This is a genomic window from Pseudonocardia sp. CA-142604 (genome assembly GCF_050948475.1).
GTDB lineage: Bacteria > Actinomycetota > Actinomycetes > Mycobacteriales > Pseudonocardiaceae > Pseudonocardia > Pseudonocardia alaniniphila.
On record NZ_CP192045.1, the window covers coordinates 5,466,034 to 5,483,130 of the forward strand.

The following is a 17,097-nucleotide window of genomic DNA, read 5'->3' on the forward strand; positions in this document are numbered from 1 at the left end:
GCCCGGTTCACAGGTCGCAGTCGAGACCTACGGGAAGCGCCGGCCCAGGGCCAGACCGCTACCCACACCGGCAAACAGCAGCAACGCGCCTCCGGCGAGCCACGGCCTGCTCGTGTCGACCCGCCGCACCTCGTAACCGATCTGCTCGCCGAGCTCGGCGTACACCTGGCGTAGCTCGTCCTCGGTGGCCGCCGTGAAGAACTGTCCGCCGGACAGCTCGGCGATCTTCCGCATCGACGCGTCATCCACTGCCACCGGCGTGCGCTCGCCGGGGTTGATCTCGATCGAGCCGTAGTCGGTGCCGAAGGAGATCGTCGAGACCGGGATCCCGGCCTCCGCGGCCGCGCGCGCCGCCGTGAACGAGCCGCGCGGCTCCTCCTCCGGCATCACGCCACCCGGCACCGTCTGTTTGCCGTCACTCATCAGCACGATCCGCGCAGGCGGCGGACCGTCTGCTGCCGCACCGGCGATGGCCTGCGAGAACGTCTCCACCGACTGCAGCGCGGCGAAGATCGCCTCGCCGGTGGCGGTCGACTCCGACAGCTTCAACCCGTCGACCGCACGCTTGACCGGCTCCCGGTCCACCGTCGGCGAGACGAGCACCGCAGCCGTGCCCGCGAACGACACCAGCCCGAGGTTGATCCCAGGCGTCAGCTGATCGGCGAACGCCTTCGCGGCCGCTTGCGCTGCGGCGAGCCTGCTCGGTTCGACGTCCGTGGCCTGCATCGACAGCGAGACGTCGATCACCAGCACCACCGTGGCCCGGTTGCGAGGCACGCGCGCCTCGGCCTGGGGCCCCGCCAGCGCGATGGTGAGAACCGCCAGCGCAAGGATCATCGCCGCGGCCGGGACGTGCCGATACCAGCCAGGGCGTTTCGGGGCCACCCGGTCGAGCAGGTCGAGGTTGGTGAACCGGACGGTGTCGCGCCGACGCCTGCGCAGCAGCAGGACGTAACCGGCGGCGAGCGCGCCCACCACGATGAGCAGCAGCAGCCACCAGGGGTGGGTGAACATCTACCGCCCACCCCCCGACCAGGCACGTTTCCGGGCCAGGACGAATCGCACGATGTCCGCGATCCAATCCGAGTCGGTGCGCAGCGTGAGATGCGCGGCGCCGCAACGGCGCAACGCAGCCGCCACCCGTTCCCGGTGCTCGGCCGCCGCGGCCGCGAACTCCCGGCACAGCAATGGGCTGGTCACGACCTCGCGCTGACGTCCCGTCTCGGGGTCGGCGAGCACCACCGTGCCGACGTCGGGCAGTTCCAGCTCACGTGGATCCAGCACCTCGACGGCCAGCAGGTCGTGCCGGTTCGAGAGCGCACGCAGCGACCGTTCCCAGTCGGGTTCGCCGAGGAAGTCGGAGATGACGACGGCCAGGCCACGGCGTCGCGGCGGGCGGCGCAACTGCTCGATCGCGGCCGCCAGATCGCCACGGGTGCCCTCGGGGGCTCGTTCAGTACGGGCGACGCGGCGCAGCATCGCGCGGGCGTGGCCGAGTCCGCCGCGAGCGGGGATGCGGACCGTCCGTTCCCCCGTGCTGACGAGCACACCGATCCGGTTACCCCCACCCCGGGTGAGGTGGGTGACGGCGGCGAGCGCCGCGATCGCGAGGTCGCGCTTCTCGCATGCCGCCGTGCCGAAGTCGAGGCTCGGCGACAGGTCGAGCACGACCCAGGTCTCCAGCTCGCGATCGGCCACCGTCTCGCGGACGTGCGGCACCGTGGTGCGGGCGGTGACGGCCCAGTCCATGCGCCGGACATCGTCGCCGGGCTGGTAGCTACGCGCCTCTCCCGGCTCGCTGCCCGGCCCGGGGACCAGGCCGAGGTGGTTGCCCTGCAGCAGCCCGTCGAGCCGCCCCCGCACGGCCAGCTCCAGCGTCCGCAGCGCCGCCTCGATCCGCCCGTCCCTGAACGACGGCGGCGCGATCGGCGGCCGCCGCGTCGGCTCGGCGGTGGGCTGCGCAGCTGTCACGTCGAGCTGCCGGCCGGGCTGTACGGAGCCGAGGGCGCACCCGGATCGTGCTGCGGCCGGGCAGTGACCTGCGGCAACGGAACGGTGGCCAGCACCCGGGAGATGATGTGGTCCATCGGAACGCCGTCGGCGACGGCGTCGTAGGACAGCACCAGCCGGTGGCGCAGCACGTCGGGAGCGACGTCCAGGATGTCCTGCGGCAGGACGTAGTCGCGGCCCCGCACCAGCGCGAGCGCGCGTGCCCCGGCCACGATGCCCAGGGTGGCGCGCGGCGAGGCACCGTAGGACACCCAGCCGGCGATGTCGGTGAGGCCGTGCTCGGCGGGGATCCGGGTGGCCACCACGAGCCGCACGACGTAGTCCACGAGCGCGTGGTGCACGAACACCCGCGAGGCCACCTTCTGCAGCCGCTGGAGCTCCGAGGGATCGATCACCTGGTGCGCGACGGGCGGCTCAGCGCCCATCCGGTAGACGATCTCCCGCTCCTCCTCGACGCCCGGGTACTCGACGATGATCTTGAAGAGGAACCGGTCGCGCTGCGCCTCCGGAAGCGGGTAGACGCCCTCGTTCTCGATCGGGTTCTGCGTGGCCAGCACGAGGAACGGATCGGGCATCGGGAACGTCCTGCCGCCGATCGAGAGATGCCGCTCCGCCATCACCTCGAGCATCGCCGACTGCACCTTCGCCGGCGCGCGGTTGATCTCGTCGGCGAGCACGAAGTTGGCCACGACAGGCCCGAGCTCGACGTCGAACTCCTCGCGGCCCTGCCGGTAGATGCGCGTGCCGAGGATGTCGGCCGGCACGAGGTCGGGGGTGAACTGCAACCGGGCGAAGGTGCCGCCGACGACCTTCGCGACGGTCTCGACCGCGAGCGTCTTCGCGACGCCGGGCACACCCTCGAGCAGCAGGTGGCCCTTGGCCAGCAGGCCGACGAGCATCCGCTCGACGAGCCGGTCCTGGCCGACGATCACGCGCTTGATCTCGAAGACGACGCGTTCGAGCCGCTCACCTTCGTGGGCGGGGCTGGGGACGGACTCCTGCACACTCACCACGCCATCCCACTCCGGCGTGCGTGAGACGACGGTGAACCCGGACGTCCGGCGCGCACCGCCCGACGAGTCCGACAGCTTGCGGCGAGGCTCCCCCGGCCGCCCGGTAGGCCGATCGGTCCTGCCACGCGGTCCTCCCCCACGACAGTCCGTGACCCGACGCCGGCCGGCGTCGGCGTTTTCGGTTCCGAGCTGGGCTTTTCGGGTGGTCAATGAAAGGAGGACGATATGTAGGCGTCAATGTTTCATTGACATAAGATGGTCAACCCGCTGCTCTCATGCACTCACGTGAGCCCTACGGCACCAGCCGCAGGGGGCGATGGACATGCGCAAAGGAGCGCTCCCTCGCCCACCTCTCGAGATCCGGCCCCACCTCGCCGTGGAGATGGACAGCGGTCATGTCTGCAAGCTCCGCGATCCCCTGCAGCAGCATCGCGCAGTGCTGGTTGTGCACCACCGCCGCGTCGGCGTCCGTGTACTCCTCGATGACCACGAACTCGTGCGGGTCGGCGCAGCCGTACCAGTCGTAGCGGAGGGTCTCCCCCTCCTCCCCCGCCGCGACGGCCAGCGCCGACGCCGCCCTGACGAACTCCTCACGCTTTCCCGAACGGATACGTAGCTCCGCGCGAACAACGATCGTCATCGCCGTCTCCCCCGCCGCTCAGAACATTCGCGTGGCCTGCGGCAGCAGGCCTCTGGTGCGCAATGGCACCACCCGGACGCTCGCCCCCGTGTAGGGGGCCTCGATCATCTTCCCGTTTCCGATGTACAGCGCCACATGGTGAATCGGGGCGCCCGGGTTCTGGAAGAAGACCATGTCGCCGGGTCGCAGGTCGGAGATCGGCACCTTCCGGCCCGCGTTGAACTGGTTGCGGCTCACCCGCGGCAACGACACCCCCGCGCCGCTGAACGCGTAGAGCATCAGGCCCGAGCAGTCGAACCCGACCCGGTCGAGCGGTGAGCCCAGACCGTCCGGAATTCCCCTGCTGGGGCCGCGCCCGTTGCCACCGCCCCAGACGTACTGCACGCCGATCTGCGACATCGCGCGGTCGATCACGCGCCGTACCGCGGCGCTGCCCCCGACGGCCGGGCCGGCACCGTCCCGGCCCCCGAGCCTGGCCGCAGCGGCGTTGCGCTCGGCCCGTTCCCGCGCGGTCTGCTCCTGCGCCAGCCTGCGCTGCCACTCGTCGAACCGGGCACGTTGCTGACGCAGTCCGGCATCGGCCGACTCGGCCGCGTCGAGCCGTCGCTGCACCTCGGCGCGCTCCGCTGCCACCGCCGCGAGCTGTTCCGCCTGCTCCCGCGCGGCCGCCGCCGCAGCAGCGAAGGCCGCATCGGCGGCTGCCTTGGCAGTCTGCGCCTCGGCCTCACGGGCTCGCGCCTCATCGAGCGCGGCCCGGGCAGCGGAGTCCGCATTCGCCTTCGCGACGCGTGCGCGTTCCAGTCCGTCCCGCGCTGCGAGCTGCGACCGGGCGATCAGGTCGTTGAACTCGGCCCGTGCGACGAGATCCTCGGGACTCGTGGAGTCGGTGAGCAGGCCGAGCGGTCCGACGTCGAGGCCCTGCTGGTACGTGGCGGTGACGAACTCGTCGAGCCGGGCGCGTGCCTCGTCGATCGCGGAGGACGCCGCCTGGGTCTCGATCCGCGCCGCGGCAGCGCGCCGCGATGCAGCCGCCGCCGCGTCCTGCGCGGTCTGCAGGACGACGAGCGCGGCCTCGGCGGTCTCGCGCTGGGCGGCCAGCGCGGCCTGGAGGTCGTCGGTACGGCTGTCGAGCTCTGCGAGCTGGGCGGTCAGCCGGCCGACCTCGCCCGCCCGTTGGGCGACCGAGCTCCGGCTGCGCTGCAGCTCGTCGTCGCTCGGGTTGGGTGGTGGCGGCGGGGTGGGCTGGGCCGACGCAGTGGACGTGCCAGCGCCGACCAGGGCCAGCAACACGACGAGGACGACGGCACGGTTCCGCCACCGCAACGGCCGGCCGTCCTCGTCCCGCCCCGGGCGCGGACGCGGCAGACCTCGGTACCGCACGGCCGCCTCCGTTCCGTCGTCGTGCTCCAGAAGCGAGCGCACTGTGCCACCCGGACGGCCCAGAAACGGGTAGCCACACGCGCATCGCCACGAACAACGACCACACGGAGGAACAGGACGGCGCGCTCAGAGAGCGGCGAGCCCGGAAACTCACCCGGTCGAGCGACGAACCCCGCGACTCGACCGGCTAGCAGGACAAGCGTACTGTTTGCGGCGAGCGGGGCCGCTGCGCCGAGGACCTGTCGGTGCGCGAGACTCCGGACAACCTGAGGCACAGCGAGATCCAGCGCGAGATCCCAAGCGCCCACCACCGCAGGAGGACAACGACGTGGCCAGCACGAACAGCTTCGGAGCGAAAGGGACGATTCAGGCAGGCGGGTCGGATCACGAGATCTTCCGGCTCGCAGCGGTGGAGGGCGCCGACCGCCTCCCGTTCAGCCTCAAGGTTCTGCTGGAGAACCTGCTGCGGACCGAGGACGGCGCCAACGTCACCGCCGATCACGTACGGGCGCTGGCGAACTGGGATCCCACCGCCGAGCCGGACACCGAGATCCAGTTCACCCCCGCCCGGGTGGTGATGCAGGACTTCACCGGTGTCCCCTGCGTCGTCGACCTGGCCACCATGCGCGAAGCCGTGACCGAGCTGGGCGGCGACCCCGCCAAGGTCAACCCGCTGGCTCCTGCCGAGCTGGTGATCGACCACTCGGTGATCATCGACATCTTCGGCCGCCCGGACGCCTTCGAGCGCAACGTCGACTTCGAGTACCAGCGCAACAAGGAGCGCTACCAGTTCCTGCGCTGGGGCCAGGGAGCGTTCGACGAGTTCAAGGTCGTCCCGCCGGGCACGGGCATCGTGCACCAGGTCAACATCGAGCACCTGGCGCGCGTCGTCATGACCCGTAACGGCCAGGCGTACCCGGACACGCTGGTGGGCACCGACTCGCACACCACGATGGTCAACGGCCTGGGCGTGCTGGGCTGGGGCGTCGGCGGCATCGAGGCCGAGGCGGCCATGCTCGGCCAGCCCGTCTCGATGCTCATCCCCCGCGTGGTCGGCTTCAAGCTCACCGGTGAGATCCCGGCCGGCGCCACCGCCACCGACGTCGTGCTGACGATCACCGAGATGCTGCGCCGCCACGGCGTGGTGGGCAAGTTCGTCGAGTTCTACGGCGAGGGCGTGGGCGCGGTGCCGCTGGCCAACCGCGCGACCATCGGCAACATGAGCCCGGAGTTCGGCTCCACCGCGGCGATCTTCCCGATCGACGAGGAGACCGTCCGCTACCTCAAGCTCACCGGCCGTTCCGACGAGCAGATCGACCTCGTCGAGACCTACGCCAAGGAGCAGGGCCTCTGGCACGACCCGTCCCGGGAGCCGGTCTACTCCGAGACCCTCGAGCTCGACCTGTCCACGGTCGTCCCGTCCATCGCCGGGCCGAAGCGCCCGCAGGACCGCATCGAGCTGACCGACGCGAAGTCCTCGTTCCGCAAGTCGGTGCACGACTACACCGACGACGCGGAGCCGCAGCCCCTCGCGCACAACCACGTGGACGAGGCCGGCCGGGAGTCCTTCCCGGCGAGCGACGCCCCCGCGCTCGCCTTCTCCGACGACGATGACGACCAGCCGGCGGTGCACTCGGCCGCGAACGGAGGCGAGGGCCGTCCGTCCCGCCCGACCACGGTCAAGACCTCCGACCGCGGCGAGTTCGTGCTCGACCACGGCGCCGTCGTGATCGCCTCGATCACCTCGTGCACCAACACCTCGAACCCGTCGGTGATGCTGGGCGCCGCACTCCTGGCGAAGAACGCCGTCGACAAGGGCCTGGCCGTCAAGCCGTGGGTGAAGACGTCGATGGCACCGGGTTCGAAGGTCGTCACCGACTACTACGAGAAGGCGGGCCTCTGGCCGTACCTCGAGAAGCTCGGTTACCACCTGGTCGGTTACGGCTGCACCACGTGCATCGGCAACTCGGGACCGCTGTCCGAGGAGATCTCCGCCGCGGTCAACGAGGCCGACCTCTCTGTCGTCTCGGTGCTCTCGGGCAACCGCAACTTCGAGGGCCGGATCAACCCCGACGTCAAGATGAACTACCTGGCGTCCCCGCCGCTGGTGATCGCCTACGCGCTCGCCGGCACGATGGACTTCGACTTCGAGGCCCAGCCTCTCGGCCAGGACCCCCAGGGCAACGACGTGTTCCTGCGCGACATCTGGCCGTCGGCCCAGGACGTGCAGACGACGATCGACGGCGCGATCAGCCAGGAGATGTTCACGAAGGACTACGCCGACGTCTTCGCAGGCGACGAGCGCTGGCGCTCGCTCCCGACTCCCGAGGGCAGCACCTTCGCCTGGGACCCGGAGTCGACCTACGTCCGCAAGCCCCCGTACTTCGAGGGCATGGAGCCCGACCCGTCACCGGTGCAGGACATCTCCGGGGCGCGCGTCCTCGCGTTGCTCGGCGACTCCGTGACCACCGACCACATCTCCCCCGCCGGCTCCATCAAGGAGGACACCCCCGCCGGTCAGTACCTGCGTGAGCACGGCGTGGAGAAGAAGGACTTCAACTCCTACGGATCCCGCCGCGGCAACCACGAGGTGATGATCCGCGGCACCTTCGCCAACATCCGGCTGCGCAACCAGCTCCTGGACGGCGTGTCCGGCGGCTACACCCGTGACTTCACGCAGGAGGGCGGCCCGCAGGCGTTCATCTACGACGCCTCGGAGAACTACGCCGCCGCGGGCACCCCGCTGGTGGTGCTGGGCGGCAAGGAGTACGGATCCGGCTCGTCGCGCGACTGGGCCGCCAAGGGCACCGCGCTGCTCGGCGTCAAGGCCGTGATCGTGGAGAGCTACGAGCGGATCCACCGCTCCAACCTGATCGGCATGGGCGTCCTGCCGCTGCAGTTCCCGCAGGGCGAGTCGGCGGCCTCGCTCAAGCTGGACGGCACCGAGACGTTCGACATCTCCGGCGTCACCGCATTGAACGAGGGCTCGACACCACGGACCGTGCACGTGAGTGCCACCAAGGAGAACGGCGAGAAGGTGGAGTTCGACGCCACCGTCCGGATCGACACCCCCGGCGAGGCGGACTACTACCGCAACGGCGGGATCATGCAGTACGTCCTGCGCGGCATGCTGCGCAGCTGACCTCCACTCCCCCTCGACGGCGGGCGCCCCGGTTCTCCGGGTCGCCCGCTGTCGTCGTTGTGGCGTGCGACGTTGTCGTCGACAGATTGACGAAACGCTGGCGTCAATGTTTCATTGACATTGATTGCTACAGCGCACACGCCGGCTGTGATCGGCTCCCCGAGGAGAACCGGCGCCGGTGTGGCCGCTCGACCTGAGTTCGCCGGAGGCCGAGCGGGGCGACACCGGACAGGCGGCCGGTGGCGTCGAGACGAGAGGGATGCCCCGACGCCCGGCCGACCCGTCATCCGCTGGGAGCAGGATGGGCCGGGTCGACCCACGGCACGTGCTCGGGCTCCGCAACGCCCTCGATGTCCAGGTTCACCACGATCGGCTCCTGATTGCTGCGCGTCAGCACGCACTCCAGCGGCTCGTCGTCGAGCGCGTTGATCTCCTGGTGCGGCACGAACGGCGGCACGAAGATGAAGCCGCCAGGGCCGGCCTCCGCCGTGAACTCGAGGTGCTCGCCCCACCGCATCCTCGCCCGGCCGCGCACCACGTAGATCACGCTCTCCAGCTCGCCGTGGTGATGGGCACCGGTGCGGGCACCGGGGTGGATCGTCACGGTGCCGGCCCACAGCTTCGCCGCCCCCACCCGCGCGTGCGTGACGGCCGCGGCCCGATGCATCCCCGGCGTCTGCGGTGTGTTGCTGTCGAGCGCCTCCCCGGGGATGACCCGAACCCCGTCAGTCCGCCACGAACGACCCGCGCGATCGTTGCTCATCCCAGCAGGCTAACCCGATGTCCGGAGGCCCGGCCCGGCCCCGAGCCGCCTGTCCGGCGCACAGCACCACAACTTCCTGCGCGCCGGGATCGTGCGGTTCGGCCTCCGGAAACGGGCCTGCGGAGGTGCGGGTCAGGTGGCGGTTGCCAGCGTCAGCGCGAAGCGGTCGTCCGGGTCGGTCCAGGTGCGGGTGACCGTGAAGCCCGCCTCTTCGAGCATCGCGCGAACGCCGGGGCCGGTGAACTTGGCGGAGATCTCCGTGAGCATCTCCTCCCCCGCAGCGAAATGCACCTCGAGGCCCAGTTCCGCGAGCGTGACGGTGATGGCGCGCTGCGCGACCAATCGCATCTCGATCCACTCGTTCTCCGCGTCCCACAGCGCGCGGTGGGTGAACTCCTCCACCGGGAAGTTCGCACGCAGCTCGCGGTTGAGCACCCGGAGCACGTTGCGGTTGAACTCGGCCGTGACGCCTGCCGAATCGTCGTAAGCGCGGACGAGCGTCTCCTCGTCGATCACGAGGCCCGTGCCGAGCAGCAGCTGCTCCCCCGGCTGCAGCACCGCACGAAGCCGCTCGAGGAACTCGGCGCGTTCGGCAGGCAGCAGGTTGCCGATCGTGCCGCCGAGGAACGCCACCATCCGGTGCTTGCCTCGCGGCAACCGATGCAGGTGGCTCGTGAAGTCGCCGACCACGCCGTGCAGCTCGAGGTCGGGGTACTCGACGGACAGGGCGTCCATCGCAGAGCGGAGGGCGGCCTCACTCACGTCCTGTGGCACGTACCGGCGCAGCGACCCGGCACGGCCGAACGCGTCGAGCAGTAGCCGTGTCTTGGCAGACGACCCCGAACCGAGCTCGACGATCGTGTCGGCCCCCGACGTGATCGCGATCGCGTCGGCGCTGCGCTCCAGCAGGGCACGCTCGGTGCGGGTGGGGTAGTACTCCGGCAGCTCCGTGATCAGCTCGAACAGTTCGCTGCCCCGTGCGTCGTAGAACCACTTGGGGGGCAACTGTTTAGGGATCGCCGTGAGGCCTGCACGGACGTCGGCGCGCAGGGCGGCATCGGCGTCGCCGTCGGTGAGGTGGATGTCCAGCAGCGCTGGGCTCATGGGACTCCTGTCATCGTGAGTTCGTCGACCCGGTAATGGCCCGGTCGGGCCACGACGAGATGGCGGTCGGGCACCGGGTTCCAGGTGGAAAGGCTGTCGATCGGCTCGGACGCGACCAGAACGGAGTCGGGGGTGGTGCGCACCGACAACGCGTGATCCCACGCCGTGGCCCAGATACCACGGCCGTCCGTGAGCAGCAGGTTGAGCCGCGACCCGGGTGCCGCCGTGGCCACTGCGGCGACGACGCCGGCCAGGACGTCGGCCGGATCCCCACCCTCGGACAGCCGATGGCGCACCAGCGCCCACAGCAGGGCCGAGTCGGTGGGCGCGTCGAGCGTGATGAGATCGGCCACCGGCAGGCCGCCGGCGAGCTCGGCGACCGAGTGCGGCCACCCCCGCACCACGCCGTTGTGGCTGAACAGCCAGCGCCCGTGGGCGAACGGCGCCGCAGCCGTGTCGGTGACGGGCATGCCGACCGTGGCCGACCGGACCGCCGCCAGGATGGCGGACGAGCGGGTGGCGCCCGCCATCGCCGCGAAGGAGGCGTCGGACCAGAGCGGCGCAGCGCTGCGGTACCGCACCGCGTCGGCGTCGGGTGCCGGGTACCAGCCGGCGCCGAAGCCGTCGGCGTTGATCGTGCCGCCGGCGCGCATGTCCAGCGGCGCGTAGGACTGCCGAAGCAGCCCATGGGGCGCCTCGAGGACCAGCGACGACAGCGTCACCGGTGGCCCCAGGTAGGCCAGGTGGCGACACACCCGGCGCTACGCCGTCTCCGCCGGGGACACGTCCCGGGCGCAGCGGAAACCCGAGAAGATCTGCCGGCGAATCGGGTGGTCCCAGTTGCGGAACGTGCCGCGGATGGCAGCCGGGTCGGTGCCGAAGGAACCGCCGCGCAGCACCCGGTAGTCGCCGCCGAAGAACACCTGGGAGTACTCGGGGTAGGGGAACACCTCGAACCCCGGGTAGGGGTGCCAGCCCGAGCTGGTCCACTCCCATACGTCGCCGACGAGCTGCTGAACGCCGAGCGGCGATGCTCCGAGGGGGAACGCCCCGGCAGGCGCGGGCTGCAGGTGGCGCTGCCCGAGGTTGGCGTGCTCGGCGGTGGGCTCCTCGTCGCCCCACGGGAACCGGCGGGAGCGTCCGGTGGTGGGGTCGTACCGTGCAGCCTTCTCCCACTCCGCCTCCGTGGGCAGTCGCTTGCCTGCCCAGCGGGCGTACGCCTCGGCCTCGTGGAAGCAGACGTGGACGACCGGCTCGTCGGCCGGCACCCGCTCGACCACGCCGAACCGCCGCCGGTGCCACTCGCCCGAGCCGTCGCGCTCCCAGAACTCGGGTGCTGTGAGCCCGGCCGACACGCGGTGCGCCCAGCCCGCGTCGCTCCACCAGCGCTGGTCGTCGTAGCCGCCCGCCGCGATGAACTCGGCGTACTCGCCGTTGGTGACGGCCGCGGTGTCGATGACGAACGCCGGAACCTCGACGACGTGCGCGGGACGCTCGTTGTCGAGCGCCCACGGTTCGGTGGACGTGCCCATCGTGAACGGGCCACCGGGGACGAGCACCTCGCGGGCGGCGGGCGCCCGCCCTGCGGGCGGGGCATCCGCATGCAATACCGGGCCGCCGGCACGCAACTGGTGGGTGGCGAGCATCGTCTCGTCGTGCTGCTGCTCGTGCTGCACGATCATGCCGAAGGCGAAGCCGTTCTCCACGAGCCGGCGACCGGTGAGCTGGGTGCGCTCGAGGGTGTCGAGCGCCTTGTCGCGCACCTCGGCCACATAGGCGCGAGCCTCTGCCGGGCCGAGCAACGGTAGATCGACGCGGCTGGCGCGCGAGTGCTGGAACGCGTCGTAGAGCCCGTCGATCTCCGGACGCAGCGGCTCGCGCCCGCCGACGTCACGCACCAGCCAGAGCTCCTCCTGGCTGCCGATGTGCGCGAGGTCCCAGACCAGCGGTGACATCAACGGTGAGTGCTGGGCCACGAGATCGGCCTCGTCGACGGCGTCGGTGAGAGCGGTGCTGCGAGCACGGGACGCGGTGAGCAGCTCGGCGACGCGGGCGCGTAGCTCCTCGCTGCCTGACGCGATCTGGTCGCTGACGGTCATGACGTCTCTCCCTCCGGGGGTGCCGGCTTGCGGGTGGAGTTGTCGGCAAAGTCGGGTGCGAGGTCTCCGATGAGGCGGTCGGCGAAGACCTCGACGGCGGTGTCGGCAGGGCACAGGCCGCGCAGGACCTGCCTTTCCGTCATGTCCGCGAGGTCGTCGGCCACCCAGCGGGGAGCACCGAGGGCGGTCAACCGGTCGCAGGCCAGCTCGAACAATGTGGCCGCGGCTTGGGCGAGCGGCTGGTCGGCAAGGCCGAGCCTGGCGGCCTCGGTCCAGCGACCCTCTACGGGCTCGCATGCCTCGCGCGCCTTGCCCGTGACGACGCTGTCGGAGAGCAACGCGGCGATCACCGCGACGGGCAGCGCCCACCGGCGCCCCGGCTGGGCGTCGACGTAGCGCACTTCGAGATGCCCGTGCGGTCGGACCGGCGGGAACAGGGTGGAGACGTGGTAGTCGAGGTCGGCGGTGGTGGGAGGCGCCGGGAGGGCACCGTTGACCCAGTCGGCGAACGTGACGCCGCTGGGCACCTCCCACGCCCCTTCCCTGCGCACGAGCAGCAATGGACTGCTCAGCACACGCTGCGCCCACGCCGTGGCCGGGTCCTCCGTTTCGACGTCGGAGATCCGCGGGGGCACCGTGCGGGACGGGTCGGCCCGCTGCCAGCACGCCCATCGCGAGGACTTCCATCCCGTGGGCCTGCCGTGCAACAGCGGTGAGTTGGCGAACGCTGCCAACAACACCGGGCCGAACGCGTGGACCGCAGCCCAGCGCTCGGCGACGTCGCCTTGCTCCCCCGCGTCGACGCACACCTGCACGGCGGCGGTGGAGCACATCGCGCTGCGGCCGTGGGGCCCCAACCGGTCGAACGCCTGCTCCATGGCTCGGTAGCGAGGAACGTCGAGGATGCGGACCGCAGGACGCACCGGGTCGGTGGCGCGGAGTTGGGGTTGCAGTCCCTGACCGGCGAGCAGGTGGTGCAGTGCGTCGGCGTCGGCGCGGACGGTCTGCAGCAGCCCTCCGAGATCCGGAAGGGGCGGGCTCGCGAGTTCGATCTGGCCACCCGGTTCGACGGTGACGGCCGAACCGGCGGGGAGCGGTAGTGCGGACGAGGACGGGTCGAGCGTGGTGGGGGTGTGCGGCCCGAGCGCCGTGACCAACACGGCGGGATCAGGTGGCACCTCGGGAGCCGACGGCTGATGCAGCAGCCACTCGAGCTCTACCCCGACAAGTCGGGGAGGGCCGATCTTGAAACAGACGGACGCCACATATGCCTCAGCATCGGCACAGTCGCGTAGAACCGAAGGGCCCGCATCCGGCGGATCGGCAGCGGGAGCACCCACTGCCGTAGCCGTCGCGATGCCCACATCTCTCGCCACTCGCATGACGCTACCCGTGGGCTACGACGATTTCAGGGGCTCGACAGCCGTCACTGGTACGTAAGGGCAATTCTCAAGACGTACGTACGTCTCGCGTTCCAGTTATCCTGGTCTGATGCCCCGTGTCAGCGCCGACCAGCTCGCCGCGAGGCGTGAGCAGATCCTCGACGGGGCTCGCGCCTGCTTCGCACGCCACGGCTACGAGGGAGCCACGGTGCGCAGGCTGGAGCAGTCCACCGGCCTGTCGCGCGGGGCCATCTTCCACCACTTCCGGGACAAGGACGCCCTGTTCTTCGCCCTCGCCGAGCGGGACGCCGAACGGATGACCGAGATCGTGGCCGAGCAGGGCCTCGTACAGGTGATGCGGGAGCTCCTGACATCACCCGAACGCATCGACGCCGGCTGGACGGGCACGTTCCTCGAGATCGCGCGCCGGGGGCGTACCGACCCGGGCTTCCGCGACCGCTGGCGCCAGCACGCCGAGGCGCTCACCGCGGCCACCCAGGCACGGCTCGAACGGCAGGCGCGCGCTGGCACACTGCGCGACGACGTACCCATCCCGGTCCTGGCGCGCTATCTGGAGCTGGTGCTGGAAGGGCTGGTCTCCCACCTGTCCATGGAACTGCCCGCAGAACACCTCACCGGCGTGCTCGACCTCGTGGAGGGCGCCGTCCGCCGCCGCTGACGGCCGCTGCGACTGAGCGCCTCGAGCGGGTCCGATCCCGGGACCTGACGGGCCGCTCGTACTGATCGCCGCTCCCCGCGGCGAGTGATGATCGCCACTCGGGATGGGCCGCGCGTACCGGGGCGCCGCCCACGCCAAGGCCAGGCACCGGACCATGATCACTAGTTGGGCACCGCCAACCGCACCACAGCCGGTTGACGGTTCCGAAACGATGATCAACCTCCGGGACGATCGAACTGGCCGCAGTCCCCGGACCGTCGTACGGGCCGCCGCCGGCCGCGGCGCGCCGGCGGTCTGAGCGCGATGATCGCCACGAGATCGGGCGATCCGCCCTCGCAAGGACGAAAACCCAGATCTGGGAACGATCATGGAATCCAGCGGCCGCCAGCCATGATCACCAAACCGGCACCCGGAACCGCGCCACACGCGGCTGCACGTCCCGAACCGATGATCTGCCGGTCCGTGCCCGTGATCGGCCGCGGTGGGCGCCTGGTGCACGCGCGTCGGTCAGGCCCGCCCGCCGCCGATACCTCGGGCGGGGTTCCACTCGCCGGTGTCGGGGCCTTCCTCGCCGGAGAGAACCGTCGCGCCGCAGGTCGCGGCCCCGGCGGGGTGGGTGTAGGAGTACCACCACGTCATGCTGCCGTCGGGAAGGGCCTCCGCGATGTGGGCCAGGCGGACCACTTCCTCGCCGTCGCTGATGCGGCCGTAGCAGCGCTCGCAGATCATGATCATGGTTGTGCTCCAGCGCGGCTGATCGCCGCCGACCGTTGAACCGTCAGGGATGGGCACTGTGGTCGGCGTCGACTCTCCGGTCACCCGACTTCCATGCTCCTCCGTCGCCACGACGAGCGGACGTGGCGTCGCCCACGTATTTCCGCCGGTCAGCCGACCAGGTGCGCCTCTTGATGGCGCACCGTGCACCCCGGGATGCCACACGCGATCCCGTTCGGCAGGGGTTCGACGACCGGCTCGCCCGGGGTGTCGCCGTCGGCGAACTGGGTGCGGTAGAGCGCGGCGTAGCGGCCGGCCTCGGCGAGCAGCTCGTCGTGGGTGCCGCGCTCCACGATCCGGCCCTGCTCGACCACCGCGATCTCATCCGCGGCTCGGATCGTGGAGAGCCGGTGGGCGATGACGATCGCGGTGCGGCCCACGAGCGCCTCGGCGAGTGCGGCCTGGACGGCGGCCTCGGACTCGGAGTCCAGGTGCGCGGTGGCCTCGTCGAGGATCACCACGCGCGGCCGGGCCAGCAGGAGCCGGGCGATCGTCAGTCGCTGCCGCTCCCCTCCGGACAGCCGGTACCCGCGCTCCCCCACCACCGTGTCGAGGCCGTCGGGAAGTGCGTCGAGCAGGGCGCCGAGGCGGGCCCGGCGCAGGGAGTCGATGATCTCGGCGTCGCTCGCCTCCGGCGCGGCGTAGCGCATGTTGGCCCGGATGGTGTCGTGGAACAGGTGCCCGTCCTGGGTCACCACACCCACGGCGCCGCGCACCGCGGCGAAGGTCAGGTCCCGCACGTCGATGCCGGACAGCTCGACCGCGCCCTCGTCCACGTCGTACAGCCGCGGCACCAGGGAGGCGAGCGTCGACTTGCCTGCTCCCGACGAACCGACGAGCGCGAGCAACCGGCCCGCGCCCACCTCGAGGTCGATGCCGTGCAGCACCTCCTCGTTGACGCGGTTGTCCAGCACGGCCACCTCCTCCAAGGAGGCGAGCGAGACCCGGTCCGCGTTCGGGTAGCCGAACCGCACATCGCGCAGCCGCACGCTGACGGGTCCGTCGGGGAGCTCCACGGCGTCCGGCTTCTCCGTGATCATCGGCTTGAGGTCGAGCACCTCGAAGACGCGCTCGAACGACACGAGCGCCGTCATCACGTCGACGCGGGCGTTGGCTAGCGCGGTCATCGGTGTGTAGAGCCTCGTCAGCAGGAGCGCGAGAGTGACGACCGTGCCGGGCTCGATCTGCCCGGTCACGGCCAGGTAGCCGCCGAGGCCGTAGACGAGCGCCTGGGCCAGCGCCGACACGAGCGACAGCGCGGTGACGAACACGCGCGACACCATCGCGGTGCGCACCCCGATGTCACGCACCCGCTCCGCACGTTCCCCGAACTCGCGCGCCTCCTCCTCTGGACGGCCGAAGAGCTTGACGAGCGTGGCGCCCGGCGCGGAGAACCGCTCGGTCATCTGCGTGCTCATGCTCGCGTTGAGGTCGGCCGACTCACGGCGCAGATCGGCGATCGTGCGGCCCATCCGGCGGGCAGGCAGTACGAAGATCGGCAGCAGCAGGAGCGCCAGCAGCGTCACCTGCCAGGCCAGACTGATCATGACGCCCAGGGCGAGTGCGAGCTGGACGGAGTTGCTCAGCACGGTGGCCAGCGTCGATGTGATCGCCGACTGCGCGCCCATCACGTCGTTGTTGAGCCTGCTCACGAGGGCGCCCGTGCGCGTACGTGTGAAGAAGGCGATCGGCATCCGCTGCACGTGCTCGAAGACAGCGCGCCGCAGGTCGACGATCAACCCCTCCCCGATGCGGGAGGAGAACCAGCGCGACACCAGGCCGACCACGGCCTCGAGCACCGCGAGAGCAGCGATACCGCCGGCGAGGCCGAGCACCGTGGCCGCGACAACGGACACGTCGCCGCGCGCGACGATCGCGTTCACCACGCGCCCGGCGAGTATCGGCGTCAGCACACCGATGGTGGCCGAGACGACCGTCAGGAGCAGGAACGTCAGCAGCCAGCCGCGGTAGGGCCGGGCGAAGGCCCAGATCCGCTTGATCGTGCCCTTCTTCACCGACTTCGGGGCGTCCGCCGCGCGGACGACGCCCCGCATCATTCCCCAGGTCCGGTCCACCGCGGCTCCTTACTTACACCGTTGCAACAGCTCTTC

Annotated in this window: 14 protein-coding genes; 2 read left to right on the top strand and 12 right to left on the bottom strand. The window is 70.9% G+C overall.

Annotated elements, in window-relative coordinates; all coding sequences use genetic code 11:
- Window positions 1-27: 27 nt before the first annotated feature.
- The 5 genes from ACQPZQ_RS24775 to ACQPZQ_RS24795 all read right to left on the bottom strand — a co-directional run bounded on the left by ACQPZQ_RS24775 (window position 28) and on the right by ACQPZQ_RS24795 (window position 5,085).
- Window positions 28-1,014: a VWA domain-containing protein gene (locus ACQPZQ_RS24775; protein ID WP_433284465.1), complete on the bottom strand. Its 987-nt coding sequence runs from the start codon at window positions 1,012-1,014 to the stop codon at window positions 28-30.
- Window positions 1,015-1,971 carry a DUF58 domain-containing protein gene (locus ACQPZQ_RS24780; RefSeq protein ID WP_433284466.1) on the bottom strand — a complete coding sequence of 319 codons (957 nt, stop codon included), beginning with the start codon at window positions 1,969-1,971 and terminating at the stop codon, window positions 1,015-1,017.
- The gene (locus tag ACQPZQ_RS24785) at window positions 1,968-3,020 is read right to left on the bottom strand and encodes an AAA family ATPase (protein WP_433284468.1); all 1,053 of its coding nucleotides are present in this window, start codon (window positions 3,018-3,020) and stop codon (window positions 1,968-1,970) included. The genes ACQPZQ_RS24780 and ACQPZQ_RS24785 overlap by 4 nt, the downstream gene beginning before the upstream one ends.
- 295 nt (window positions 3,021-3,315) lie before the next feature.
- A complete protein-coding gene (locus ACQPZQ_RS24790) occupies window positions 3,316-3,663 on the bottom strand; it encodes a putative quinol monooxygenase (protein WP_433284470.1) in 348 nt (115 codons plus the stop codon).
- Window positions 3,664-3,681: 18 nt separating this feature from the next.
- The gene (locus tag ACQPZQ_RS24795) at window positions 3,682-5,085 is read right to left on the bottom strand and encodes an NlpC/P60 family protein (protein ID WP_433284472.1); all 1,404 of its coding nucleotides are present in this window, start codon (window positions 5,083-5,085) and stop codon (window positions 3,682-3,684) included.
- Window positions 5,086-5,371: 286 nt separating this feature from the next.
- Here ACQPZQ_RS24795 and ACQPZQ_RS24800 point away from each other — a divergent pair, with 286 nt between their 5' ends.
- On the top strand, window positions 5,372-8,185 hold the full coding sequence (locus tag ACQPZQ_RS24800; RefSeq protein ID WP_433284474.1) for an aconitate hydratase: 2,814 nt from the start codon (window positions 5,372-5,374) through the stop codon (window positions 8,183-8,185).
- 283 nt (window positions 8,186-8,468) lie between these two features.
- Here ACQPZQ_RS24800 and ACQPZQ_RS24805 read toward each other — a convergent pair whose 3' ends face one another.
- The 5 genes from ACQPZQ_RS24805 to egtA form a co-directional block, all read right to left on the bottom strand.
- Complete coding sequence (locus ACQPZQ_RS24805; RefSeq protein ID WP_433284476.1) at window positions 8,469-8,948, bottom strand: cupin domain-containing protein; 480 nt, start codon at window positions 8,946-8,948, stop codon at window positions 8,469-8,471.
- Between the two features lie 132 nt (window positions 8,949-9,080).
- Window positions 9,081-10,052 (bottom strand): L-histidine N(alpha)-methyltransferase, encoded by a 972-nt coding sequence (gene egtD, locus ACQPZQ_RS24810; RefSeq protein WP_433284478.1) that lies wholly within the window; start codon window positions 10,050-10,052, stop codon window positions 9,081-9,083.
- Window positions 10,049-10,807 carry an ergothioneine biosynthesis protein EgtC gene (gene egtC, locus ACQPZQ_RS24815; RefSeq protein ID WP_433284480.1) on the bottom strand — a complete coding sequence of 253 codons (759 nt, stop codon included), beginning with the start codon at window positions 10,805-10,807 and terminating at the stop codon, window positions 10,049-10,051. Before egtC ends, egtD begins: the two co-directional genes overlap by 4 nt.
- A 6-nt stretch (window positions 10,808-10,813) precedes the next feature.
- Window positions 10,814-12,151, bottom strand: coding sequence for an ergothioneine biosynthesis protein EgtB (gene egtB, locus ACQPZQ_RS24820; RefSeq protein WP_433284482.1), 1,338 nt, complete (start codon window positions 12,149-12,151; stop codon window positions 10,814-10,816).
- The gene (gene egtA / locus ACQPZQ_RS24825; protein WP_433284484.1) at window positions 12,148-13,533 is read right to left on the bottom strand and encodes an ergothioneine biosynthesis glutamate--cysteine ligase EgtA; all 1,386 of its coding nucleotides are present in this window, start codon (window positions 13,531-13,533) and stop codon (window positions 12,148-12,150) included. The genes egtB and egtA overlap by 4 nt, the downstream gene beginning before the upstream one ends.
- Window positions 13,534-13,642: 109 nt before the next feature.
- Here egtA and ACQPZQ_RS24830 point away from each other — a divergent pair, with 109 nt between their 5' ends.
- A complete protein-coding gene (locus tag ACQPZQ_RS24830; protein WP_241038204.1) occupies window positions 13,643-14,212 on the top strand; it encodes a TetR/AcrR family transcriptional regulator in 570 nt (189 codons plus the stop codon).
- Between the two features lie 507 nt (window positions 14,213-14,719).
- On the opposite strand, the gene ACQPZQ_RS24835 is transcribed toward ACQPZQ_RS24830, so the two are convergent.
- Together ACQPZQ_RS24835 and ACQPZQ_RS24840 are read right to left on the bottom strand one after the other, a co-directional pair.
- Complete coding sequence (locus ACQPZQ_RS24835) at window positions 14,720-14,947, bottom strand: hypothetical protein (RefSeq protein ID WP_433284486.1); 228 nt, start codon at window positions 14,945-14,947, stop codon at window positions 14,720-14,722.
- Between the two features lie 149 nt (window positions 14,948-15,096).
- On the bottom strand, window positions 15,097-17,040 hold the full coding sequence (locus tag ACQPZQ_RS24840) for an ABC transporter ATP-binding protein (protein WP_433299349.1): 1,944 nt from the start codon (window positions 17,038-17,040) through the stop codon (window positions 15,097-15,099).
- Window positions 17,041-17,097: the final 57 nt, after the last annotated feature.

What these genes read in the sequence shown, in the direction of transcription:
- ACQPZQ_RS24775 (WP_433284465.1), bottom strand. Translation starts at nt 1,014, where the DNA reads ATGTTCACCCACCCCTGGTGGCTGCTGCTGCTCATCGTGGTGGGCGCG.
- ACQPZQ_RS24790 (WP_433284470.1), bottom strand. Translation starts at nt 3,663, where the DNA reads ATGACGATCGTTGTTCGCGCGGAGCTACGTATCCGTTCGGGAAAGCGT.
- ACQPZQ_RS24805 (WP_433284476.1), bottom strand. Translation starts at nt 8,948, where the DNA reads ATGAGCAACGATCGCGCGGGTCGTTCGTGGCGGACTGACGGGGTTCGG.
- egtD (WP_433284478.1), bottom strand. Translation starts at nt 10,052, where the DNA reads ATGAGCCCAGCGCTGCTGGACATCCACCTCACCGACGGCGACGCCGAT.
- egtB (WP_433284482.1), bottom strand. Translation starts at nt 12,151, where the DNA reads ATGACCGTCAGCGACCAGATCGCGTCAGGCAGCGAGGAGCTACGCGCC.
- egtA (WP_433284484.1), bottom strand. Translation starts at nt 13,533, where the DNA reads ATGCGAGTGGCGAGAGATGTGGGCATCGCGACGGCTACGGCAGTGGGT.
- ACQPZQ_RS24830 (WP_241038204.1), top strand. Translation starts at nt 13,643, where the DNA reads ATGCCCCGTGTCAGCGCCGACCAGCTCGCCGCGAGGCGTGAGCAGATC.
- ACQPZQ_RS24835 (WP_433284486.1), bottom strand. Translation starts at nt 14,947, where the DNA reads ATGATCATGATCTGCGAGCGCTGCTACGGCCGCATCAGCGACGGCGAG.
- ACQPZQ_RS24840 (WP_433299349.1), bottom strand. Translation starts at nt 17,040, where the DNA reads ATGCGGGGCGTCGTCCGCGCGGCGGACGCCCCGAAGTCGGTGAAGAAG.